The 22,756-nt window shown below is 61.1% G+C and carries 16 protein-coding genes; 11 read left to right on the top strand and 5 right to left on the bottom strand.

The genetic code is table 11. The features are described from left to right. Positions 1-45 precede the first annotated feature (45 nt). The 5 genes from AC13RM_RS25820 (at position 46) to hemH (ending at position 5,798) form a co-directional block, all read left to right on the top strand. Entirely contained in the window at positions 46-1,497 is a 1,452-nt protein-coding gene (locus tag AC13RM_RS25820) for a homospermidine synthase (protein WP_440479681.1), read from the top strand. A gap of 180 nt (positions 1,498-1,677) precedes the next feature. After that, a complete protein-coding gene (gene omp10, locus AC13RM_RS25815) occupies positions 1,678-2,067 on the top strand; it encodes an outer membrane lipoprotein Omp10 (RefSeq protein ID WP_015341076.1) in 390 nt (129 codons plus the stop codon). 28 nt (positions 2,068-2,095) lie between these two features. Next, positions 2,096-2,419 carry a hypothetical protein gene (locus AC13RM_RS25810; RefSeq protein ID WP_285172960.1) on the top strand — a complete coding sequence of 108 codons (324 nt, stop codon included), beginning with the start codon at positions 2,096-2,098 and terminating at the stop codon, positions 2,417-2,419. A 147-nt stretch (positions 2,420-2,566) separates the two neighbouring features. Further along, positions 2,567-4,666, top strand: coding sequence for a 5'-nucleotidase C-terminal domain-containing protein (locus AC13RM_RS25805; protein WP_488555830.1), 2,100 nt, complete (start codon positions 2,567-2,569; stop codon positions 4,664-4,666). A 97-nt stretch (positions 4,667-4,763) separates the two neighbouring features. After that, the gene (hemH, locus tag AC13RM_RS25800; RefSeq protein ID WP_440479683.1) at positions 4,764-5,798 is read left to right on the top strand and encodes a ferrochelatase; all 1,035 of its coding nucleotides are present in this window, start codon (positions 4,764-4,766) and stop codon (positions 5,796-5,798) included. A gap of 33 nt (positions 5,799-5,831) precedes the next feature. Here the strand turns inward: hemH and AC13RM_RS25795 are convergent, their stop codons facing one another. After that, entirely contained in the window at positions 5,832-6,740 is a 909-nt protein-coding gene (locus tag AC13RM_RS25795) for a S1C family serine protease (protein ID WP_113230751.1), read from the bottom strand. A gap of 300 nt (positions 6,741-7,040) precedes the next feature. Here AC13RM_RS25795 and AC13RM_RS25790 point away from each other — a divergent pair, with 300 nt between their 5' ends. Both AC13RM_RS25790 and AC13RM_RS25785 read left to right on the top strand, forming a co-directional pair. After that, entirely contained in the window at positions 7,041-8,057 is a 1,017-nt protein-coding gene (locus AC13RM_RS25790) for an SPFH domain-containing protein (protein ID WP_285172964.1), read from the top strand. 1 nt (position 8,058) lies between these two features. After that, positions 8,059-8,517 carry an NfeD family protein gene (locus AC13RM_RS25785; RefSeq protein ID WP_374816429.1) on the top strand — a complete coding sequence of 153 codons (459 nt, stop codon included), beginning with the start codon at positions 8,059-8,061 and terminating at the stop codon, positions 8,515-8,517. Here AC13RM_RS25785 and AC13RM_RS25780 read toward each other — a convergent pair whose 3' ends face one another. After that, positions 8,518-9,513, bottom strand: coding sequence for a KpsF/GutQ family sugar-phosphate isomerase (locus AC13RM_RS25780; protein WP_488555829.1), 996 nt, complete (start codon positions 9,511-9,513; stop codon positions 8,518-8,520). A 196-nt stretch (positions 9,514-9,709) separates the two neighbouring features. Here AC13RM_RS25780 and AC13RM_RS25775 point away from each other — a divergent pair, with 196 nt between their 5' ends. Further along, a complete protein-coding gene (locus AC13RM_RS25775) occupies positions 9,710-11,227 on the top strand; it encodes an outer membrane beta-barrel protein (RefSeq protein ID WP_113230755.1) in 1,518 nt (505 codons plus the stop codon). A gap of 90 nt (positions 11,228-11,317) precedes the next feature. On the opposite strand, the gene galU is transcribed toward AC13RM_RS25775, so the two are convergent. After that, positions 11,318-12,205, bottom strand: a complete 888-nt coding sequence (gene galU, locus AC13RM_RS25770) for a UTP--glucose-1-phosphate uridylyltransferase GalU (RefSeq protein ID WP_113230756.1) — start codon at positions 12,203-12,205, stop codon at positions 11,318-11,320. A 203-nt stretch (positions 12,206-12,408) separates the two neighbouring features. Here galU and AC13RM_RS25765 point away from each other — a divergent pair, with 203 nt between their 5' ends. From AC13RM_RS25765 to AC13RM_RS25755, 3 genes are all read left to right on the top strand, one after another. Continuing rightward, positions 12,409-13,632: a lytic murein transglycosylase gene (locus AC13RM_RS25765; RefSeq protein WP_374816430.1), complete on the top strand. Its 1,224-nt coding sequence runs from the start codon at positions 12,409-12,411 to the stop codon at positions 13,630-13,632. Positions 13,633-13,711: 79 nt separating this feature from the next. Further along, a complete protein-coding gene (locus AC13RM_RS25760; RefSeq protein WP_374816431.1) occupies positions 13,712-14,902 on the top strand; it encodes an SGNH/GDSL hydrolase family protein in 1,191 nt (396 codons plus the stop codon). 239 nt (positions 14,903-15,141) lie between these two features. Then, entirely contained in the window at positions 15,142-15,891 is a 750-nt protein-coding gene (locus AC13RM_RS25755) for an aminoacyl--tRNA ligase-related protein (RefSeq protein ID WP_374816432.1), read from the top strand. Between the two features lie 64 nt (positions 15,892-15,955). Here AC13RM_RS25755 and AC13RM_RS25750 read toward each other — a convergent pair whose 3' ends face one another. Continuing rightward, the gene (locus tag AC13RM_RS25750; RefSeq protein ID WP_488555828.1) at positions 15,956-17,410 is read right to left on the bottom strand and encodes a glutamate synthase subunit beta; all 1,455 of its coding nucleotides are present in this window, start codon (positions 17,408-17,410) and stop codon (positions 15,956-15,958) included. A gap of 177 nt (positions 17,411-17,587) precedes the next feature. Continuing rightward, positions 17,588-22,312: a glutamate synthase large subunit gene (gene gltB / locus AC13RM_RS25745; RefSeq protein WP_374816434.1), complete on the bottom strand. Its 4,725-nt coding sequence runs from the start codon at positions 22,310-22,312 to the stop codon at positions 17,588-17,590. Between the last annotated feature and the right edge of the window lie 444 nt (positions 22,313-22,756).

Raw genomic sequence — 22,756 nt, 5'->3', positions numbered from 1 at the left:
AATTTCGTGAACCGAACGGCGTCCCGCCTTTCGAAGGAGAAAAGAATGACGAAACACAACTATCCGGTATATGCCGAAATTACCGGTCCGATCGTGATGATCGGCTTTGGCTCCATTGGCCGTGGCACCCTGCCCCTGATCGAGCGCCATTTCAAATTCGACAAGAGCCGGATGGTCGTCATCGACCCGCAGATGGATGCCGAGCACCTGGCGATCTTGGAAAAGCATGGCGTCCGCCATATCCAGGCACATGTCACCAAGGACAATTACAAGGATCTCCTGAAGCCGCTTCTCACGGAAGGCGGCGGTCAGGGCTTCTGCGTCAACCTATCGGTCGACACCGGCTCGCTCGATCTGGTCAAGCTGTGCCGCAAGCTCGACGTGCTCTATATCGATACCGTCGTCGAGCCTTGGCTCGGCTTTTACTTCGACAAGAACCTGAAGAACGCCGACCGCACCAACTATGCCCTGCGCGAAACCATGCGCAAGGAGAAGGAAAAGAACCCGGGCGGCACGACGGCCGTTTCCACCTGCGGCGCCAATCCGGGCATGGTCTCCTGGTTCGTCAAGCAGGCACTCGTCAACCTCGCCAACGATCTCGGCCTGAAGTTCGAAGAGCCGGATCAGCACGACCGCGAAGGCTGGGCCAAGCTGATGAAGAAGGTCGGCGTCAAGGGCGTTCACATCGCCGAGCGCGACACACAGCGCACCAAGCATCCGAAGCCGCTCAACGTCTTCTGGAACACCTGGTCCGTCGAAGGCTTCATCTCCGAAGGTCTGCAGCCGGCCGAACTCGGCTGGGGCACCCATGAAGAATGGATGCCGAAGAACGCCAAGAAGCACAAGAAGGGCTGCAAGGCTGCCATCTATCTGGAACAGCCGGGCGCCAATACCCGTGTGCGCACCTGGTGCCCGACCCCCGGCCCGCAATACGGCTTCCTGGTCACCCACAACGAGTCGATCTCGATCGCCGATTATTTCACGGTCCGCGACAAGGATGGCGACGTCACCTTCCGCCCGACCTGCCACTATGCCTATCATCCGGCCAACGATGCCGTGCTCTCGCTGCACGAGATGTTCGGCAACGGCGGCACGCCGCAGCCGGTTCACCACGTTCTTGATGAGGACGAGCTGGAAGACGGCATCGACGAACTCGGCGTGCTGCTCTACGGCCATGCCAAGAATGCCTACTGGTACGGCTCGCGCCTGTCTCTCGAAGAGACCCGCCGCATTGCCCCCTACCAGAATGCTACCGGCCTGCAGGTGACGTCTGCCGTGCTCGCCGGCATGGTCTGGGCACTGGAAAATCCGAAGGCCGGCATCGTCGAAGCAGACGAAGTCGATTACAAGCGCTGCCTTGAAGTGCAGCTGCCCTACCTCGGCCCGGTCGAAGGTCATTACACCGACTGGACCCCGCTCGATGGCCGTCCAGGCCTGTTCCCGGAAGACATCGACACGAAGGACCCATGGCAGTTCCGGAACATTCTGGTTCGCTAAGAGTATAGTGTTGGCTTGATGCAAGTCACGAATGCCCGCACAGGTCGTGCGGGCATTTTTGTTACGCAAGCCAGATAAATCAAGCAGATCGCCTGGGACGTCTTGCTTTAACCCGATGGTCGCGCCATCTTCCTTGCAACCGATACGCCTTTAGACCGCCTCTATTCGCGGGAGATATTTATGAAGATGAGAACCGTTCTTGCCCTCGTTGCTGCCGCGGCAGCCCTCTCTGCCTGCGTCGATTTCGGCGGTTCCAGACCGCCGCCGATGGGGATGAACCCGGGTGGCTCCCAGCCACGCATGAATTCGGTGGAAGGAAGCTGGGCCGATTCGAACGGCCTGAATTCCACCTTCAACGGCGGCCGATTCGAAACGCATACGACCGATGGCACGAACCAGCAGATGGCCTCGGGAACCTATACGACCGATCCATCCGGCGTGATCCAGATCAACCTCTATTCGAACATCAAGCGCACATCATCGAAGGTGAATTGCTTCCTGGCCAATCCCAGCCAGCTCAATTGCACCTCCGAAACCGGCGGACACTTCTCGCTCAATCGCCAGGGTTGATAGAAGCCCGATGGACGGATAAAGCATCATGCGCGGCATGCTGATCCTCTATCTGGCCCTTATCGCAGCATTGCCCGTCGCCATTATGGCGACGGTCCTCCCTGTAAACAGCTATCAGGCCCAGGGCATCGACGCCCTTGATTGTGACGGCCCGGCGAGCGTCCTCCTTTTCGCTGTGCCCACTTTGCTCGTCTACGCCGCCGGCGCTATCCTGCTCTACCGAAGGCGGAATCGGCGCCTTCATCTTGTCGCCTCGCTCTGTTGTGCGCTCGTCTTCTGCGCTGCCGGCTGGAATGCCGCTGCGGCATTGCGCGACTCCTATGGTGCAGCCTCCGCCGAAGCCTGCGCCTGATCCGGCGGGCCATTTCGCTTCTTTGTAAAATCCGAATGAAGGCAACAGCTTTTACTTGCGCTCGCTCCGCCGGGATGGAAACATCGGCAGCGGGGGACCGCCTCGGGCATTGGCGGGCCGGATTGCAATGACCAACAGGAGAGACAGATGAAGCAGCCCTTCGGAGTGGGTCTTTTGGCCGCGACGCTGCTGGCGCTGAGCACCAGCGCCGCCTTCGCGGACTATCAGCTCAACATCCTGCACTTCAACGATTTCCATTCGCGCGTGGAGTCGATCAACAAGTTCGACGCAACGTGCTCCGCAGAAGAAGAAGCCAAGAATGAGTGCTTCGGCGGCGCTGCCCGGCTGAAGACCATCATCGACCAGCGCCGCGCCGCCCTTGCCGGCCAGAACGTCGTCGTCCTCGATGCCGGCGACAACTTCCAGGGCTCCCTGTTCTACACGACCTACAAGGGCGCTGCCGAAGTCGAATTCCTCAATGACATGAAGATCGATGCCATGACGGTCGGCAATCATGAGTTCGACGATGGCGAAGGCCCGCTTGCCGCTTTCCTCGACAAGGCGCAGTTCCCCGTTGTGACGGCCAATCTGGTGGTCGACGATCAGTCGAAGCTCGGTGAGCGCATCAAGAAGTCGATCGTGCTCGATATCGGAGGCCAGAAGATCGGTATTGTCGGTGCGGTCACGACCGAAACACCGGAACTTGCCTCTCCCGGCCCGCATGTGAAGATCACCGACGATGCCGCCGCCATCAGCGCCGAAGTCGATGCGCTGAAGTCGCAGGGCATCAACAAAATCATCGCGCTCACCCATGTCGGCTATCCGCGCGATGTCGAGAAGATCGCCAAAATCGCCGGCGTCAGCGTCGTTGTCGGCGGCCACTCGCATACGCTCCTGTCGAATACCGACCCGAAGGCGGCCGGCCCCTATCCGACCATGGTCGACAATCCGGCCGGCTATAAGGTGCCTGTCGTACAGGCCGCATCCTACAGCAAATATCTCGGCGACATCGTCGTCACCTTCGACGACAATGGCGCCGTCAAGGACGCCAAAGGCGATCCGATCCTGCTCGATTCCTCTATCAAGCCCGATCCAACGATCCTTGCACGCGTGCAGGAGATGGCAAAGCCGATCGAGGAGCTGCGCAAGAAGGTCATCGGCAATTCGCAAGGGCCGATCGAAGGCGCGCGCGAAGTCTGCCGCGTTCGGGAATGCTCGATGGGCAATCTCGTTGCCGACGCGATGCTCGACCGCACCAAGGCGCAAGAGATCTCCATTGCCATCCAGAACGGCGGCGGCTTGCGCGCCTCCATCGGCGCCGGCGATGTCAGCATGGGTGACGTGTTGACCGTCCTGCCCTTCCAGAACACCGTGGCGACCTTCCAGCTGACCGGCGCGGAGGTGAAAGCGGCACTCGAAAACGGCCTCAGCCAGATCGATGACGGGGCCGGTCGCTTCCCGCAGGTCGCCGGCCTTAAATACAGCTTCGACAAATCGAAGCCGGCAGGCAGCCGCCTGGTGTCCGTCGACGTTCAGGAAGGCACGGAATTCAAACCGATCGACCCCGAAAAGACCTATGGCGTCGTCAGCAACAACTACATGCGCGCTGGCGGCGACGGCTATACGGTCTTCGCCAAGAATGGCAAGAACGCCTATGACTTCGGCCCCAACCTGGAATCGGTGGTCGCCGATTATCTTGGCGCGCACAATCCCTACAAGCCGTACACGGACGGCCGCATAACCCAGATAGCCGCGGCAGCGCCGGCTGCGCAGCCGGAACCCGCAAAGCCCACCGATACCACGCAGACAGCACCGGAGCAGAAGCCGGCAGCGGCCGCTACAGATGGCGGCGCCTCATCCACGACAACACCGCCAGCCTCCTCCCCTCCTGCCGTGACGACACCAAGCACGACGATGCCGGCAAACCCGACCGCAACGCCATCCGCTCCGGCAAAATCGGATCCGGCAGCCTCGACACCCGCCGCCTCAGCAGCTCCAGCGGCGGAAACCCCGGCGGCCTCCGCACCCGCGGCCACAGTTCCGGCAACGGCGACCCCGGAGGCCAAGAGCAACGAACCGCCAAAGACACCGACAACCCACGTCGTCATCGCCGGCGACACGCTCTGGGGTCTCGCCAAGACCTACTATGGCAATGCAAAGCAGTGGCACAAACTTGTGGCCGCCAACCGCAACATCAAGCCGCACCATCTGTCGGTCGGTGAAAAGTTGAAAATTCCAGCCAAGTAAGACGATTTGTCTCGCATGTCACAGCCGGTCCGGGCTTTTCCCGGACCGGCTTTTGTTCTTATGTGAAGTGCTTCGTATCTTGAGAGGAATTCAATCGATGACAGCTGATCTGACCACGCTTCCGCCCGATCACCCCAGCGTGAAATACGGCAAGGTCGGCGTGCTGCTCATCAATCTTGGCACCCCCGACGGCACAGACTATTCCTCGATGCGCCGCTACCTGCGCGAATTCCTGACCGACCGCCGCGTCATCGAATGGTCGCGCTGGAAATGGTACCCGATCCTGTTCGGCATCGTGCTCAACACCCGGCCGCAAAAGGTCGGCAAGGCCTACGAGACAATCTGGAACAAGGAGAAGAACGAGAGCTATCTGCGCACTTATACCCGCAACCAGTCCGATCTGATGGCCGAGCGGCTGCGCGACCTGCCCAACATCAAGGTCGACTGGGCCATGCGCTACGGCCAGCCTTCGATCGCCGATCGCATCCAGGCACTGAAGGATGATGGCTGCGAGCGCATCGTGCTCTTCCCGCTCTATCCGCAATATGCAGCTGCAACGACGGCGACGGTCAACGACAAGGCCTTCGAGAAGCTTCAAAAGATGCGCTGGCAGCCGGCGATCCGCACCGTGCCGCAATATCACGACGACGAGACCTATATCGAGGCGCTCGCCAATTCGGTCACCCGGCACCTCTCGACGCTAGACTGGCAGCCCGAAAAGATCATCGCGTCCTTCCACGGCATACCAATGTCCTACTTCAAGCTCGGCGATCCCTATTACTGTTTCTGTCAGAAGACTGGCAGGCTGCTGCGCGAGAAGCTCGGCCTATCCGAAGATCAGTTCATGGTTACGTTCCAGTCCCGCTTCGGCCCGGAGGAATGGCTGCAGCCCTATACGGACAAAACGGTGGAAGAGCTTGCCAGGACGGGCACGAAGCGGATCGCCGTCCTCAATCCGGGTTTCGTCTCCGACTGCCTGGAGACGCTGGAAGAGATCGCCGAGCAGGCGGCCGAATCCTTCCACCACAATGGCGGCGAGAAATTCACCCACATTCCCTGTCTCAACGACAGCGAAGACGGCATGAACGTGCTGGAAAAAGTCGCGCGGCGGGAGCTGCTCGGCTGGGCCTGAGCGGATCGCCGGGTTGATCCCGGCGACGCGATCCTACTGAAGCTGCGGTTTTCTGAGGAAGCTGCCGCGGTCGGCGGATTTGACACGCAACCAGGCCTCACGGCCGTCGCGCAATACGCGCATGGGGATCTCGGACCCAGCCGGGCCGCTCTCCCAGACCTTGCGATAGAAATCGGCAAGCCCATCGACCTCACCATCGCGGATTTCGGAAATGACGTCGCCACGGCGCAAGCCAGCCTTGGCGGCCGGCCCACCCTCGGTGACGCTCATGACGACGACTTCGCCATTGCTTTCGGCCGAGAAGGCACCGAGCCAGGGCCGCGGCGGTTTGTTGACCCGACCGCGCTTGATCAGATCGTCCAGGATCGGCATCAGGAGATTGATCGGCACGATCATGTTGATATCGGCGCTATCGCCGTTCTGCGTCGCCATCTGCAAGTGCAGCGAGCCGATGCCGAGAAGCTTGCCATCCTCGTCGACAACGGCCGCCCCGCCCCAGGAGGGATGGGCTGGCGCCGTGAAGATCGCCTCGTCGAGCAGATATTCCCAATAGCCGGCGAATTCCTGCTTGGCGACGATCTTCGCCTCGACAAACTGGCCGATCCCGTCGGCGATGACGACTTCATCACCGATCTCAGCCTTATCGGTATCGCCGAATTCGAGGGCGGGCACATCGAGAGGCCCGAGCGCCTGCACGAGGCCGAAACCCGTTTCCTGATCGTAGGCAAGCGCATGACCGGGCACGACGCGACCGCTATTGGTCGTGAGCCAGACCTCGTCGGCTTCGGTGATGAGATAACCGATCGTCAATACCAGGCCGTTTCCGCGAATGACAACGCCACTGCCCTCTCTGCGGGTGCCGAGCGTTGCCGCCGTAAAAGCGTCTTCCGGAATTGAGGCGTGCACGGCCACAACCGACCGCAAGGTCCTATCTAAGTTCATAGCTTCACCCTGATAATGCGCTAACGCTTGGCCCGAGAAGCTGCATGGCAGCCAAGCCGGAAATATCCATATAAAGTATGAATATCAATCGCCGGGCGCAAGACCCAGACGGCGATTGGTAGACCTGCCTCATAGCAAAACGCCTGCCGCATCCCCATTCCTCACTTGCTGAGAACATGCTAACCCACCACATCAGATTGAGCTACCGCCTCGTGAGCTCGACCGAGCGTAGGGAGGCCGAATGGTAGCGGTTTACGCGACGCGAGCCTGCTCAGGCAGCCGCGTCCATGGAGGAGTTCGATGGTAGTGGGTGGTTTCAGCATCGTTGTGATTGCCTTGGTGGTCTTCGTCATTCTGGTGCTGTTTGCGGGCATCAAGACCGTACCTCAGGGCTATCGGTACACAGTTCAGCGCTTCGGCCGCTATATCCGGACGCTGGAACCGGGGCTCAACCTAATCGTGCCTTTCATCGAAACAATCGGGGTGCGGATGAACGTGATGGAGCAGGTGCTGGCCGTGCCGACGCAGGAGGTCATCACCAAGGACAATGCGAGCGTATCCGCCGATGCAGTTGCTTTCTTCCAGGTGCTGAATGCGGCGCAGGCCGCCTATCAGATCACCAATCTCGAAACCGCGATCCTCAATCTCACGAAGACCAATATCCGCTCCGTCATGGGCTCTATGGATCTGGACGAGCTTTTGTCCAACCGCGATGCCATCAACGAACGACTGCTGCGCGTGGTCGATGAGGCGGTAGAGCCCTGGGGCATCAAGGTAACACGCGTCGAAATCAAGGACATCCAACCACCGAAAGACCTGGTTGACGCCATGGGCCGGCAGATGAAGGCCGAACGCGAAAAGCGCGCCCAGGTGCTGGAAGCGGAAGGCCTGCGCAATGCGCAGATCCTCCGCGCCGAGGGCGCGAAGCAGGCGGCCGTTTTGCAAGCCGAAGGCCAGCGCGAAGCGGCCTTTCGCAATGCCGAGGCCCGCGAGCGCCTGGCCGAGGCCGAAGCCAAGGCGACCCGCGTGGTATCCGAAGCGATTGCCGAGGGTAACGTGCAGGCGATCAACTACTTCGTTGCTCAGAAATATACCGAAGCCCTGACCGCGATCGGCTCCGCCAGCAATTCGAAGATCGTGCTGATGCCAGTGGAGGCGAGCTCCATTATTGGCTCGCTCGGCGGTATCGGCGCCATCGCCCGCGAAGTCTTCGGCGACAATGGCGATGGCAACGGCACGCCGCAGCCGGCCCGCCCGCGCTCCGGCCCCGCCCGCACAACGCCGTCGATCAATCCGCTGCCGCCAAAGGAGAGCTGAGATGTTCGACAATCTTATCGTCGAACTCGGCCCCTGGAGCTGGTGGCTCGCCGGTCTGGCGCTGCTTGCCGCCGAACTCGTCCTGCCTGGCTTCTTCTTGGTATGGATCGGGCTCGCCGCGATCATCGTCGGCGCCTTGTCGCTTCTGTTTTGGGAAAGCAGCTTCTGGGTCTGGCAGGTTCAAGGGCTGGTCTTCGCCGCCATGGCTGTCATCGTCACCCTCATCGGCCGCCGCTATCTCTACAACAACAACCAGGTGACCGACGAGCCTTTCCTGAACCAGCGCGGCGCCAGCCTGGTCGGGCGCACGGCAACGCTTGACCAGCCGATCGCCGAAGGCCGTGGGCGCATTCGCCTCAATGACACTTATTGGACCGTCAACGGACCGGACTTGCCTGTGGGCACCCGCGTCAAGGTGGTCGCCAGCAACGGCCGCGACCTCACGGTCGAACCTGTGTGATCAGGCGACACCGATCCGCAGCAGATCGTGGAAGTGTACGACACCGATCGGCCGGCGCGCTTCATCGATGACCATGAGCGCCGAGATATTGTGACGGTTGAGCACGGCCATGGCGCTCGTCGCCAACGTCGTTTCCTTCACCGTTTTTGGATTGGGGGTCATCACCTCATCCACCAGCATCTCCGCGAGGCCGGTGCCGAGATTGCGGGCAATGTCGCCATCGGTGACGATGCCGCAGAGGCAACCATCATCATCGATCACGCCGACGCAGCCGAACCGCATCTTCGATAGCGTCATCGCCGCTTCCGGCATACCGGTTCCAAGCTTGACGAGCGGCACGCGGTCGCCCTTGTGCATGATGTCGGCGACATGCGAGAGGCTGGCACCGAGCTTGCCGCCCGGATGGAAAGTGCGGAAATCCTCGGCGGTGAAGCCGCGCGCCTCCAGTAAGGCGACGGTCAGCGCATCGCCGATCGCAAGCTGCAGCAGCGTCGATGTCGTCGGCGCGAGCCCATGCGGGCAGGCCTCCTGCTCCTTGGGCAGCAGCAGCACCACATCCGATTCACGCGCAAGCGTAGAAGTCTCGCCAGCGGTGATCGCGATCATCGGGATCGAGAAGCGGCGGGAATAGCTGATGATGCCGCGCAACTCGGCGCTCTCACCGCCCCAGGAGATGGCGATGATGACGTCAGCCTGCGTTATCATGCCGAGATCGCCGTGGTTGGCTTCGACCGGATGGACGAAGAAAGCCGGCGTGCCCGTGGAAGCCAGGCTTGCGGCGAGCTTGTTGCCGATATGGCCGCTCTTGCCGACGCCGGTGATGACAACACGGCCACTGATATCGCCGATGAGCGCGACAGCGCGACTGAAGGGCTCGGCCAGACCATTGGTCAGTGCGCGTTCGAGCGCTTCCATGCCCCGTCTCTCGGTCTCGATCGTTCGCATCGCGGATTCGATCGCACCGTTCTCGATGAGTCTTACAGCTCTCTTATTCATGAGCGAGGCCTAACGCTTTTCTGCAAATCTGTCCACAAAAGATCGACTTATGGCGATACACAGCTTGCAGCGCCTTCCCGACAAATATTATCGGACCCTTTCTTGTCGCCATCGCTTGGCAACCAAGCGTTAACCACGCGGCTTTACACTTGGGTAAGAATTTAGGTCATTTCCAGCAGGGTCAGATATAAACAACATGGGCATCGGCAAGGACAAGGCGGGTTATGATGCCCTCCGGCTGACGGCATGGGCAAGTTCCGCCCTGCTCAGCTGGGGTATCGTATTCTCCGCGCCGCTGTCGGCCCATGCGCAATCCTTGCCGCCAGACCAGAACCTCGACGATACCTTGCCTGCCTCGACGTCGGCATCCCCGACCGATCCGAATGCCGCACCCACGACCGACAGCCAGGCGACCGCGCCGGCAAACCAGACATCGACCTCCAGCGACGCGCCGTTGAACGCGCCGCTGCGCCTCACCGGTATCGACCCCACAACCACCGGCTCGATGCTGGATAACGACCTGCGCCGTGTGAACCAGCGCGAACCAAGCATTGATGATCTGAGAGCCCGCCGGTATCCGGATCGAGCAGATGCACAGGGCATCCCGCTCGGCACCTTCACCCTGAAGCCTTCGATCAACCAGTCGATCAACATCGAGCGGGATCGCACCGGCGACACCAAGGATAACCGCGGCTTTTTGCAGACCGATCTTCGCAGCACCCTGACATCTGACTGGGATCGTCACGCACTGACCATCACCGGTGAAGGCGTCTGGCAGAAGAACGTCAGCGGCGCGGGCGAAGAGAAGCCGACGGTCAATCTGAATGCCGACCTGCGTCTCGATCTTCCCGCCGATACGACGGCGCATGTCACCGCCGGCTATCAATTCTATCGCGAGGATACAAGCGACCCGAATGCGATCGCCGGCGCCTCGAAACAGTCCGCCGTCAACCAGTACACGGCCGGCCTCTCGCTGGAGCGCGATTTCGGCCTGCTGCGCGGCACCACGGCCGTAGCGTTGACACGCAGCGTCTATTCCAACGCCGTGCTTTCGGATGGGACGACGGTCACCCTCAGCGATCGCAACCAGACGGCCGGAACCTGGCGCGGCCGTATCGGCTACGAGCTGTCGCCCGCCATCATTCCCTTCGTCGAAGTCACTCTCGGTCGCGCCGTCTACGATGAGACGCGCGACAGCAACGGCTATGCCCGCTCGAATCAGAGTTATGGCGGCAAGGGCGGCGTCGAAGTCGATCTCGGTGAAAAATTCAAGGGCGAGCTTGGCTTCGGCTACCAGCACACGGAATTCGACGATTCGCGCCTGGGCTCGGTCGATTCGCCCACGATCGATGGCAGCCTCGCCTGGTCGCCGCAGCGCGGCACCGATATCAGCGTCGGCCTTTCGACGACCGTACAACCTTCGACCACGGCCGGCCTCAGCGGCTACACCGCTTATCAGCTCACGAGCACCATAAGCCATCAGCTGCGCGACGACCTCACCGCCAAGCTGACGGGAGGCCCGACCTGGCGCAATTACCCCTCCAATGGCAGTGCCGCCGACGAAATCGAATACGACGCCGCTTTCGGGCTAACCTGGGGGATCAACCGTTACCTCGATCTCACCAGCAATGTCGGCTATCAGCTGACGACGAGGGATGTGGGCGACAGCACCCGGCAGTTCCAGGCCGGTCTGGGCCTGACGGTAAAGCGCTAAGCCCCTGCCTTCGCTTAAATCCAAGCCACTCAAATGAATTGAGGCCCAGCATATGCCAGGCCTCAAGATTTTCTCCAAAAGGTCGAATCCCTATTTCAGGGCAGCGATCAGCGCCTTGAACTCGTCCTCGATGGTCGGGCGGATGTCGTCACGCGCCAAAGCGAAGGCGACATTCGCGAGGATGAAACCGTCCTTGGCACCGCAGTCGAACGTCTGGCCCCGGAAGTGATAGCCGGCGAAATCCTGCGTCTTGGCAAGCTTCAGCATGCCGTCCGTCAGCTGGATCTCGTTGCCGGCACCGCGCTCCTGGCTTTCCAGGATACGGAAGATTTCCGGCTGAAGAATGTAGCGGCCGTTGATGAAGAAGTTGGAAGGCGCTGTGCCCTTGGCCGGCTTTTCAACCATTTCCGTGATACGGAAGCCGCTGCCGATCGTCTCGCCGACGCCGACGATACCGTATTTATGGGTCTGGTCGGGGGCGCATTCCTCGACGGCGATGACATTGCCGCCGCTGTGCTCGTAAAGCTCGATCATGCCCTTCATGCAGCCTTTTTCGGCGCGCATGACCATGTCGGGCAGCAGCAGAGCAAAGGGTTCGTCGCCGACGATCTCGCGGGCGCACCAGACGGCGTGACCGAGGCCGAGCGGCTCCTGCTGACGCGTGAAGCTGGCCGTACCGGCCTTCGGCAGCAGGCCGTTCAGCAGCGACAGTTCGGCATTCTTGTTGCGTTGGCGCAGCGTCTGCTCAAGCTCGAACTGGATGTCGAAATAATCTTCGATGACGTGCTTGCTGCGGCCCGTGACGAACACGAAATGCTCGATACCCGCTTCCATCGCCTCGTCGACGACATACTGGATCACCGGCTTATCCACGACGGTCAGCATTTCCTTTGGCACCGCCTTGGTCGCCGGCAAGAACCGCGTCCCTAGTCCGGCGACCGGAAATACTGCCTTACGAACCTTCTTATGCTGTCCCACGCATACCTCCTGGGCATTAAATCAGTTGGCACAAAGCCATTCTAAAGGTCAGTAGATTAGATTTGCTACTGTTTTGCAAATAATGACTGGCGCGAACTTCCATGGTAAAGAATTTGTTGACTTCGTTCGTTTAGCGTCACGCATGGGCCGATGCTACGTGCATCGCCGCACCGAAATCCAACGATTGATGGACAAGGCTGTAGATGACCGTAAACCGCAAACACTCCCTTCGTGGTCTCGCTCTGGCGCTCGCGCTCGGCGCCCTGGCGGGATTCCTTCCCGTTAACGCCAATGCTGACCCTGGGTTCCAGAAATGGATCGCGGGCTTCTACGCTACCGCCGCAAAGAGCGGCATCACGCAATCGACCTATCGCAATGCATTTGCCGGCGTGACGGACCCAGACCCCATGGTGCTTGAAAAGGCGCAGTACCAGCCAGAATTCAAGTCCCAAATCTGGGATTACCTCGACTCCCGTGTCAATCCCTATACGGTCGATATTGGCCGCAAGATGGCGGTTAAGTACGGATCCACACTGCGCACGCTCGAACAGCATTTCGGCGTCGATCGCAATATCATACTGGCCATCTGGTCGATGGAGTCGAATTACGGCGAGGTTCTCGCCAAGAACGATCGGCTGCATTATGTGCCCCGCGCGCTGGCGACCCTTGCCTATGCCGATCCGAAGCGCGCGAATTATGCCAAGAAGCAGCTCATCGCCGCCCTGAAGATCCTGCAGAAGGGCGACATCTCGCGCAAGGACCTGAACGGCTCCTGGGCCGGCGCCATGGGCCATACGCAGTTCATCCCGACGAGCTATCTCCTCTATGCTGTCGATGCCGACGGCAGCGGCCATGCCGATATCTGGAATTCCGTTCCGGACGCCCTGGCGACGACAGCCAATCTCCTCGCCAAGAATGGCTGGGATACCGGCCGGACCTGGGGTTATGAAGTCGTCGTGCCGCCCGGCGGCAGCGCCCAGGCGGGCAAGACGCATACGATTGCGCAATGGGCCGCCCTCGGCTTCGTGCGTCCCAACGGCAAGGGTTTCCGCAGCACCTCCGACCGCGCGCAGCTGAAGATGCCCGGCGGACCGAACGGTCCCGGCTTCCTGATGACAGGAAACTTCTTCACCATCAAGCGCTACAATGCCTCCGACAGCTACGCCTTGGCAGTCGGCCTGCTCGCGGACCAGATTGCCGGCTATGGCGGCATGCAGCAATCCTGGCCCCGTCCGAGCGGCACGCTCGACGTCAAGCAGAAATTCGAGCTGCAGACGCGTCTGAAAGAACTCGGCTATTATGACGGCGTGGTCGACGGCAACTTCGGCTCGGGCTCGAAGGCCGCGATATCAGCCGTCCAGCAGCGCATGGGCATGGATGCGGACGGCGAGCCGTCAATGAACCTGCTGAAAGCATTGCGTAAGTAGGCCGCCTCGAGCGAATCCGGGACCGCCGGACGATGAAATCGTCCTTATGCGGCCCGGACTCGTCAGCGGAAAAGAAGCGATGATGAAACACCCTGCCCGCGCGACCAAGACAACTCTGGGGATTGTTCTGACGGCATTCTTCGCCGCCGTCATCGCGCTTGGCTGCCTGCCGAATATGGCGCAGGCGCAGGAGCGGCCGCGGCGAAACCTGTTCGACATGCTGTTCGGCACCCGCGAGCCCGATTATCCGGACCAGCCCATGGAGCAGCCGCCGCCTCGTCGCAAGGTGCAGCCGAAAAAGCGTCCGACCCCGCCGCCGCGCCAGCCGGTCGCGCAGCCGGAAACACCGCCCCCCGCGGAAAAGCTTTCTGACGCCAAAACCATCCTCGTCGTCGGCGATTTTCTGGCGAGCGGCCTGGCTACCGGGCTGGAAGATGCCTTCTCTACCTCCCCCGGCGTCGTCGTCCAGTCCCGCGGCAACGTCGCCTCCGGTCTCGTGCGGCAGGACTATTACAACTGGCCGCAGCAATTGCCTGAGATGATCGACCAGCTGAAACCGGCTATGGTTGTCGTCATGATCGGCGCCAATGACCGCCAGCAGATGATCGGCGATGGGCTCAACGAGAAATACGGCACCGATCCATGGTTCCTCGCCTATGAAGAACGCGTACAGCAATTCGCCAAGCTGGTAACGAGCCGCCATATTCCGCTGCTCTGGGTCGGGCTGCCCTCCTTCGGTTCGGATCAGCTGACCGCCAGCGCCGTCAAGCTCAACCAGATCTACCAAAGCCAGACCACTAGCGTTGGCGGCGAGTTCATCGACATATGGGACGGGTTTACCGACCAGAACGGCGAATTCATCGTCACCGGCTCCGATATCAACGGCCAGCAGGTTCGACTGAGAACGGCCGACGGCGTCAATCTGACGGCTGCCGGCAAGCGCAAGGTCGCCTTTTATCTGGAGAAGTCTGCCCGCCGGATCCTGGGCGATCAGGCAAGCCCCGACATCACGCGCCTGGACACCAGCAATCCGCTGCCGGCGCAACAGGCCAATCTTCCAGGCGCGGAGCCGGAAAAGATCACCCGCACCCAGCCGATGAGCCTCTCCGATCCAGATCTCGACGGCGGCTCGCAGCTCCTGGGCAGCACCGCTGCCCCTGCCGTAACGACTTCATCACCCCGCGATCTTCTGGTCGAGAAAGGCCTGATGGAGCCGGCGCCGGTCGGTCGCGTGGACGACTACAGATTGCCGGGATCGGTTGCACGATAGGCGGCGCGAAGGCGGTTTGACAATGCAGCACCCGGCCAATAGAAGAACTGCATGAGCACCAAAAGCGCAGATCAGATCGATCGTTACCGCACCTGCCTGCAGGTTGCGGTTTTGCGCGCTTTCTCCGGCCGAGGTCTCCGCGTCCAGTCGTGACGGCCGGAGGCGTTGATGCGTCCGGCGGCTGCTGGACGTAAAGCCCTCAACCTCAAGACATCAACGTTGCCCATGGAGAATGGCACGTGCTCAATATCTATAACGTCAATTCGCTCGTTCACTGGGAAGAGCGGGACATTAAACTGCGCGACGATTTCATCCGCTTCTTTTCCGATGAGGTCGCGAACTTCCTGCGATCGGCAAACCCCGCCTGGGATATGCGAAGGATCGAAGCACCGACTCTGATGCCTCGAAACCTCGTTTCGGACGCCTATTCCAACTCGGACATATGGGTGCAGGAGCGAATGTCGAACACCGAGACCGAACTTGTGCTCCGGCCGGAAACGACACCTTCAACCTATGCCTATATGCAGCATCTTCTCGGAAGTCATTCCAGAGCGCGGCTGCCACTATGCGTCTGGCAGGCCGGAAAATCCTATCGCCGGGAACAGGAGCAGCCGAGCAAGCATGTGAGGCTCAAGGAATTCTGGCAGCTCGAATTCCAATGCGCTTTCACCGCCGACAGCGGTAACGACTACCATACCGCCTCGCTGGAACCGGTTCGCCGGATGATCGCCTCGGTCATCCATCTGCCAACGCGGATCGTGCCGTCCGATCGCCTTCCGGCCTATTCCGAGATCACCATGGATATCGAGGTCGACAACGGCGATAAATGGATGGAGGTCTGTTCGATTTCGAGGCGAACGGACTTTCCGCAGCGCTACCGCAGCCAGCCGAAGAAAGGGCCGGCGATAGACCATGACGTCGCGGTACTCGAAATTGCCATCGGCCTCGACCGCTGCCTCTACAACTGGAACATCGCCGCAAGCCGGTAACGATGAAGGCCGGGTTTGTAACGAACCCGGCCTTCAATAACTTTGCGCGAGAGGACAGCGAAACTTAGGCCGGCAGAACCGTCGAACCCATCAAAGCCTCGTCGATCGCGCGGGCGGCCTGACGGCCCTCGCGGATCGCCCAGACGACTAGCGACTGGCCGCGGCGAATGTCGCCGGCCGTCCAGAGCTTGTCGACCGAGGTCTTGTAGTCCTTGTCGTTGGCAACGACGTTGGTCGAACCGCGGCGGTCGGTATTCACGGTCAGCTTGCCGTCGAGTTCCTTGAGCACGCTGTCGGTGAAGGGGCCGCGGAAGCCGATGGCGATGAAGGCGAGGTCGGCGCGGATGACGAATTCCGTGCCGGCGATCGGCTTGCGGCGATCGTCGACTTCGCAGCACTTCACGCCCGTCAGCACGCCGTCTTCGCCGATGAACTCGAGCGTTGCCACCTGGAATTCGCGAACCGCACCTTCGGCCTGCGAGGAAGAGGTGCGCATCTTCGTTGCCCAGAAGGGCCATACGGCGAGCTTGTCTTCCTTCTCCGGCGGCTGCGGGCGAATATCGAGCTGGGTCACCTTCACCGCACCCTGGCGGAATGCCGTGCCGATGCAGTCGGATGCCGTATCGCCGCCGCCGACGACGACGATGTGCTTGCCGCCCGCCAGGATCGGATCGGCAGGCCAGCCGACGCTGTCGATGTTTTCGCGGCCGACGCGGCGGTTCTGCTGCACGAGATAGGGCATGGCGTCATGGACGCCTGCGAGCGTCGTGCCGGGAATGCCAGCTTCGCGCGGGGTTTCCGAGCCGCCGCAATAGAGCACGGCGTCATGGTCGGCCAGAAGCTGCTCGACCTTGACATCGACGCCGACATTGACGCCGCAATGGAAGGTGACGCCTTCGCCCTTCATCTGCTCGACGCGGCGGTCGATGAAGTTCTTCTCCATCTTGAAGTCGGGGATACCGTAACGCAGCAGGCCGCCCGGCTTGCTTTCGCGCTCATAGAGATGAACGTCGTGACCGGCGCGGCCGAGCTGCTGCGCGGCGGCCATGCCGGCAGGGCCGGAGCCGATGATCGCGACCTTCTTGCCCGTATGCACGGTTGCCGGTTGCGGCCGGATGAAGCCAAGCTCATAGGCTTTGTCGGCAATCGCCTGCTCGACGGTCTTGATGGCGACCGGCGCATCTTCCAGGTTCAGCGTGCAGGCTTCCTCGCAGGGTGCGGGGCAGACGCGGCCGGTGAATTCCGGGAAGTTGTTGGTCGAATGCAGGTTATGGATCGCCTGCTCCCAGTTGTTGTTGTAAACGAGGTCGTTCCAATCGGGGATCTGGTTGTGCACCGGGCAGCCGGTCGGGCCGTGGCAATAGGGAATGCCACAGTCCATGCAGCGGGCTGCCTGTTTCTGCACTTCCTGGTCCGACATGGGGATCGTGAATTCACGGAAATGCCGGATGCGATCCGACGCAGGCTGATACTTCGCCACCTGCCGGTCGATTTCCAAGAAGCCTGTTACCTTGCCCATGCTTTCGTTTCCTCACTCAAAAAGAGGAGCTCACGGCTCCCGTGCCTGAGGGTCATCTCGGTTTCCCTGTCCGGCACTTTAATTCAAATCTGATTCCGCTGTTCGACAGTCGCGATCGCCATGACGGCGATCGCAATGCGAGGCGAAACCCTCGGCTGGTTTCAGAACTGGGGCAGATTACTCCGCCGCCACGCTCATCCGGCTGCGCTCCATTTCCTCAAGGGCGCGGCGATATTCGACCGGCATGACCTTGCGGAATTTCGGGCGGTAATCGGCCCAGTGATCGAGGATCTCCTTGGCTCGCGTCGAGCCCGTATAGTGGACGTGGTTCGAAATCAGCTGGAAGAGACGCTCTTCGTCGTGGCGCGTCATGTCATCGGAGACGTCGACACGTCCCTTGTGCATGATGTCGCCACCATGATGATGCAGCTTCTCCAACAGTTCGTCTTCCTCGGGAACCGGCTCCAGTTCGACCATCGCCATGTTGCAGCGGCGGGCGAAATCGCCTTTCTCGTCGAGAACATAGGCCACGCCGCCCGACATGCCGGCCGCGAAGTTGCGCCCGGTTTCACCGAGCACCACGACGACGCCGCCGGTCATATATTCGCAGCCATGGTCGCCCACGCCTTCGACGACGGCGATCGCGCCGGAGTTTCTGACCGCGAAGCGCTCGCCCGCGACCCCGCGGAAGTAGCATTCGCCCTCGGTCGCACCATAAAGCACGGTGTTGCCGACGATGATCGAGTTCTCAGCGACGATCTTCGAGTTCTCCGGCGGACGGATGATGATACGGCCGCCCGAAAGGCCCTTGCCGACATAGTCGTTGCCGTCACCGACGAGGTTAAAGGTGACGCCGCGTGCAAGAAACGCACCGAAGGACTGACCGGCGGTACCCCTCAGGGTGACATTGATCGTGTCGTCCTTCAGGCCGCGATGACCATAGCGCTTGGCGACTGCGCCCGACAGCATGGCGCCGGCCGAACGGTCGACGTTCTTGATGTCGACTTCGAAGGCAACGGGCGTCTTCGAAGAAAGCGCAGGCTCCGCCTTCTCGATCAGCTTGCGATCGAGAATGTCGTCGATCGGGTGCTTCTGCACCGTCGTCCAGTAGGTCTCTTCCTTCGGCGCATCGACCTTGTGGAAGATGCGGCTGAAGTCGAGGCCCCTCGCCTTCCAGTGGGCGAGCATGTCGTCTTTTTCCAGAAGCTCGGAAGCGCCGATGATCTCGTCCAGCTTGGCAACGCCAAGCGAGGCGAGGATCTCGCGCACTTCTTCGGCTACGAAGAAGAAGTAGTTGATGACATGCTCCGGCGTACCTTTGAAGCGCTTGCGCAGAACCGGGTCCTGGGTGGCGACACCAACCGGACAGGTGTTGAGGTGGCACTTGCGCATCATGATGCAGCCGGCCGCAATCAACGGCGCGGTGGCGAAGCCGAATTCGTCGGCACCGAGCAGCGCGCCGATGATGACGTCGCGGCCGGTCTTCAGACCGCCATCGACCTGCAGGGCAATGCGCGAGCGCAGCCCGTTCAGCACCAGCGTCTGCTGGGTCTCGGCAAGGCCGATTTCCCAAGGGCTGCCGGCATGCTTCAGCGAGGTCAGCGGCGAAGCGCCGGTGCCGCCATCATAGCCCGAGACGGTGATGTGATCGGCGCGCGCCTTGGCAACGCCGGCGGCAACCGTGCCGACGCCGACTTCCGAGACGAGCTTGACCGACACATCCGAGGTCGGGTTGACGTTCTTCAGGTCGTAGATCAGCTGCGCGAGATCTTCGATCGAATAGATGTCATGATGCGGCGGCGGCGAGATCAGGCCGACGCCCGGCGTCGAGTGCCGGGTCTTGGCAACTGTAGCATCGACCTTGTGGCCGGGCAGCTGGCCGCCTTCACCGGGCTTGGCGCCCTGCGCCACCTTGATCTGCAGCACGTCGGCATTGACCAGATATTCGGTCGTCACGCCAAAACGGCCGGAGGCGATCTGCTTGATGGCGGAACGTTCCGGGTTCGGCGAACCGTCGAAGAGCGGCATGTAGCGATCGGCTTCCTCGCCGCCTTCGCCGGTGTTCGACTTGCCGCCGATACGGTTCATGGCGATGGCCAGCGTCGTATGCGCCTCGCGGCTGATGGAACCGAAGGACATGGCACCTGTCGAGAAGCGCTTGACGATATCGGCAGCCGGCTCGACCTCGTCGATCGAGATCGGCTTGCGGCCGAGCGCTTCCGCACCCTTGATCTTGAAGAGACCGCGGATGGTGTTCATCCGGAGCGCCGACTCGTTGACCATTTCGGAGAATTCGCGGTAGCGGTCCTCGGCATTCCCACGCACGGCATGCTGCAGGGCAGCCACGGCATCGGGCGTCCAGGCGTGGCTTTCGCCGCGCATGCGGTAGGCGTATTCGCCACCGATGTCGAGCGTGCTTGCCAGCAGCGGATCGCGGCCGAAAGCAGCCTTGTGACGCGAGACGGTTTCCTCGGCGATCGTCTCGAGGCCGATGCCTTCGATCATCGTTGCGGTGCCGAAGAAATACTTGTCGACCAGTTCCTGCTGCAAGCCCACAGCATCGAAGATCTGCGCGCCGCAATAGGATTGATAGGTCGAGATGCCCATCTTCGACATGACCTTGAGGATGCCCTTACCGACCGCCTTGATGTAGCGGTAGACGACTTCGGTCGCGTCCACTTCCTTCGGGAATTCGCCACGCTGATGCATGTCAAGCAGCGTGTCGAACGCCATATAGGGGTTGATCGCCTCGGCGCCGTAACCGGCCAGCAGGCAGAAGTGATGCACCTCACGCGGCTCGCCGGTTTCGACGACGATACCGACCGAGGTGCGCAGGCCCTTGCGGATCAGGTGATGGTGCACGGCCGCCGTCGCCAGCAGCGCCGGGATCGCGATGCGGTCCGGTCCGATCTGGCGGTCGGAAAGCACGATGATGTTGTAGCCGCCGCGAACGGCAGCTTCCGCCCGCTCGCAGAGACGGTCGAGCATCTCGGGCATGCCCTCGGCGCCACGTTCGACATCATAGGTGAAGTCGAGCGTCTTGGTGTCGAAGCGATCCTCGGTGTGACCGATCGAGCGAATCTTTTCGAGATCGCCGTTGGTCAGGATCGGCTGGCGGACTTCCAGGCGCTTGGCGTTGGCCATGCCGGTATGGTCGAGCAGGTTCGGGCGTGGGCCGATGAACGAGACTAGGCTCATGACGAGCTCTTCGCGGATCGGATCGATCGGCGGGTTCGTTACCTGCGCGAAGTTCTGCTTGAAGTAGGTGTAGAGCAGCTTCGGCTTGTCGGACATGGCCGAGATCGGCGTATCCGTGCCCATGGAACCGACAGCTTCCTGACCGGTCGTCGCCATCGGCGACATCAGGAGCTTGGTGTCCTCGGTCGTATAGCCGAAGGCCTGCTGGCGATCGAGCAACGACACGTCGCGGCGCAGCGCCCGCGGTTCCACCGGCTTCAGGTCTTCCAGGATCAGCTGCGTGCGGTTCAGCCAGCTGCGATAGGGATGCTTGGTTGACAGTTCCGACTTCACCTCGTCGTCGGAGATGATACGGCCCTTTTCCATATCGATGAGAAGCATCTTGCCCGGCTGCAGGCGCCACTTCTGGATGATCTTCTCTTCCTCGACAGGCAGAACGCCGGCTTCTGACGCCATGATGATGCGGTCGTCGCTGGTGACGAGATAGCGGGCCGGACGCAGACCATTACGGTCGAGCGTCGCGCCGATCTGCTTGCCATCGGTAAAGGCGACGGCGGCAGGGCCATCCCACGGTTCCATCAGGGCGGCATGATACTCGTAAAATGCCTTGCGTTCCGGCGCCATCAGCTGGTTGCCGGCCCATGCTTCCGGGATGAGCATCATCATGGCATGCGCCAGCGAGTATCCACCACGCACGAGGAATTCGAGCGCGTTGTCAAAACAAGCCGTGTCCGACTGACCTTCATAGGAGATCGGCCAGAGCTTGGAGATATCGTCGCCGAACAGCGGCGAGGATACCGAAGCCTGGCGAGCGGCCATCCAGTTGACGTTGCCGCGCAGCGTGTTGATTTCGCCGTTATGCGCGACCATGCGGTAGGGATGCGCCAGCTTCCACGACGGGAAGGTGTTGGTCGAGAAGCGCTGGTGCACGAGGGCAACCGCCGTCTCGAAACGCGGGTCGGACAAGTCCTTATAATAGGCGCCCACCTGATAGGCGAGGAACATGCCCTTGTAGACGATGGTCGAGCTCGACAGCGAGACAGGGTAGAAGCTGCTCTCCTCGCCCTCGTATTCCGCATAGATGCGGTTGGAGATTACCTTGCGCAGGGTAAAGAGACGACGCTCGAATTCCTCGTTCGTGCCTGCATCGCGGCCAGCGCCGATGAAGACCTGCACATGGTGCGGCTCGGTGGCAGCGATGTCAGGCGCCTTAGACAGCGAGGAATTATCGACCGGCACATCGCGGAAGCCGAGCAACACCTGCCCCTCTTCGGCCACGACCTGCTTGATCGCGGTCTTGAAGTGCTCGATCAGCGCTTCGTCGCGCGGCAGGAAGAAATGGCCGACGCCATATTCGCCGGCCTTCGGCAGGATCACACCCTGCTTGGCCATCTCCTCGCGGAAGAAGCGGTCGGGGATCTGTACGAGAATGCCCGCGCCATCGCCCATCAGCGGATCGGCACCGACGGCACCGCGATGCGTCAGGTTTTCGAGAATGAACAGGCCGTCGCGCACGATCTGGTGCGACTTCTGGCCCTTCATATGCGCAACGAAGCCGACGCCGCAGGCGTCATGCTCGTTGCGAGGATCGTAAAGGCCCTGTTTCGGCGGGATGCCAACAGCGCGTTTCGACGTCTTGGCCGTCGCGGCAGCATTCACTGCAGCGGTCTGGTCAAAACTCGTCAACGTCGTCCTGTTCGTCATGGTCTTCCCTCCGGTAAGGCCCGCGTCGCGGGCGCTCCTTCGTCCCGCGCGGTCCGTTTCCGGGGCCGACGCGCGACAGCGCTGTTGCATTGTGAAGATCGGCCGCGAACCGCAGCTCCTTGAAGTGGAGCCCGTCGTCAGCGTTCCGCGCCTTGCCATTCCACCGCCGCATTGCCCGTGCCTCAAAAGGCTCGAAAGGGCATGCTCCTGGTAACTATAGCTCGAAATCCCGACATCGTCAGGACCCTGGGGGCACATCTTCGGCCTCGGTGGCCAAAATAGGACAGCAACCCTGTCCTAATTCATCAGCTCTATGCCAGAAAGCTTAAGCCTTCGCAAGAGCAAAACGGCAAAAATTCGTCAACGAAAGACGGAAGATTGCCTTTGTTGCAGGAATAGAGCAATAAAGTTTCGCTGCGGCGCATCATTTTATTTGTTGATTGC

It is taken from the genome of Martinezella sp. CNPSo 3732, from assembly GCF_057784515.1.
This window is presented reverse-complemented; position numbering and strand designations above follow the sequence as displayed.

Excerpts from the sequence above, each read along its gene's own strand:
- AC13RM_RS25820 (WP_440479681.1), top strand. The coding sequence starts at position 46 with ATGACGAAACACAACTATCCGGTATATGCCGAAATTACCGGTCCGATC.
- omp10 (WP_015341076.1), top strand. The coding sequence starts at position 1,678 with ATGAAGATGAGAACCGTTCTTGCCCTCGTTGCTGCCGCGGCAGCCCTC.
- AC13RM_RS25810 (WP_285172960.1), top strand. The coding sequence starts at position 2,096 with ATGCGCGGCATGCTGATCCTCTATCTGGCCCTTATCGCAGCATTGCCC.
- AC13RM_RS25805 (WP_488555830.1), top strand. The coding sequence starts at position 2,567 with ATGAAGCAGCCCTTCGGAGTGGGTCTTTTGGCCGCGACGCTGCTGGCG.
- hemH (WP_440479683.1), top strand. The coding sequence starts at position 4,764 with ATGACAGCTGATCTGACCACGCTTCCGCCCGATCACCCCAGCGTGAAA.
- AC13RM_RS25795 (WP_113230751.1), bottom strand. The coding sequence starts at position 6,740 with ATGAACTTAGATAGGACCTTGCGGTCGGTTGTGGCCGTGCACGCCTCA.
- AC13RM_RS25790 (WP_285172964.1), top strand. The coding sequence starts at position 7,041 with ATGGTAGTGGGTGGTTTCAGCATCGTTGTGATTGCCTTGGTGGTCTTC.
- AC13RM_RS25785 (WP_374816429.1), top strand. The coding sequence starts at position 8,059 with ATGTTCGACAATCTTATCGTCGAACTCGGCCCCTGGAGCTGGTGGCTC.
- AC13RM_RS25780 (WP_488555829.1), bottom strand. The coding sequence starts at position 9,513 with ATGAATAAGAGAGCTGTAAGACTCATCGAGAACGGTGCGATCGAATCC.
- AC13RM_RS25775 (WP_113230755.1), top strand. The coding sequence starts at position 9,710 with ATGGGCATCGGCAAGGACAAGGCGGGTTATGATGCCCTCCGGCTGACG.
- AC13RM_RS25765 (WP_374816430.1), top strand. The coding sequence starts at position 12,409 with ATGACCGTAAACCGCAAACACTCCCTTCGTGGTCTCGCTCTGGCGCTC.
- AC13RM_RS25760 (WP_374816431.1), top strand. The coding sequence starts at position 13,712 with ATGATGAAACACCCTGCCCGCGCGACCAAGACAACTCTGGGGATTGTT.
- AC13RM_RS25750 (WP_488555828.1), bottom strand. The coding sequence starts at position 17,410 with ATGGGCAAGGTAACAGGCTTCTTGGAAATCGACCGGCAGGTGGCGAAG.
- gltB (WP_374816434.1), bottom strand. The coding sequence starts at position 22,312 with ATGACGAACAGGACGACGTTGACGAGTTTTGACCAGACCGCTGCAGTG.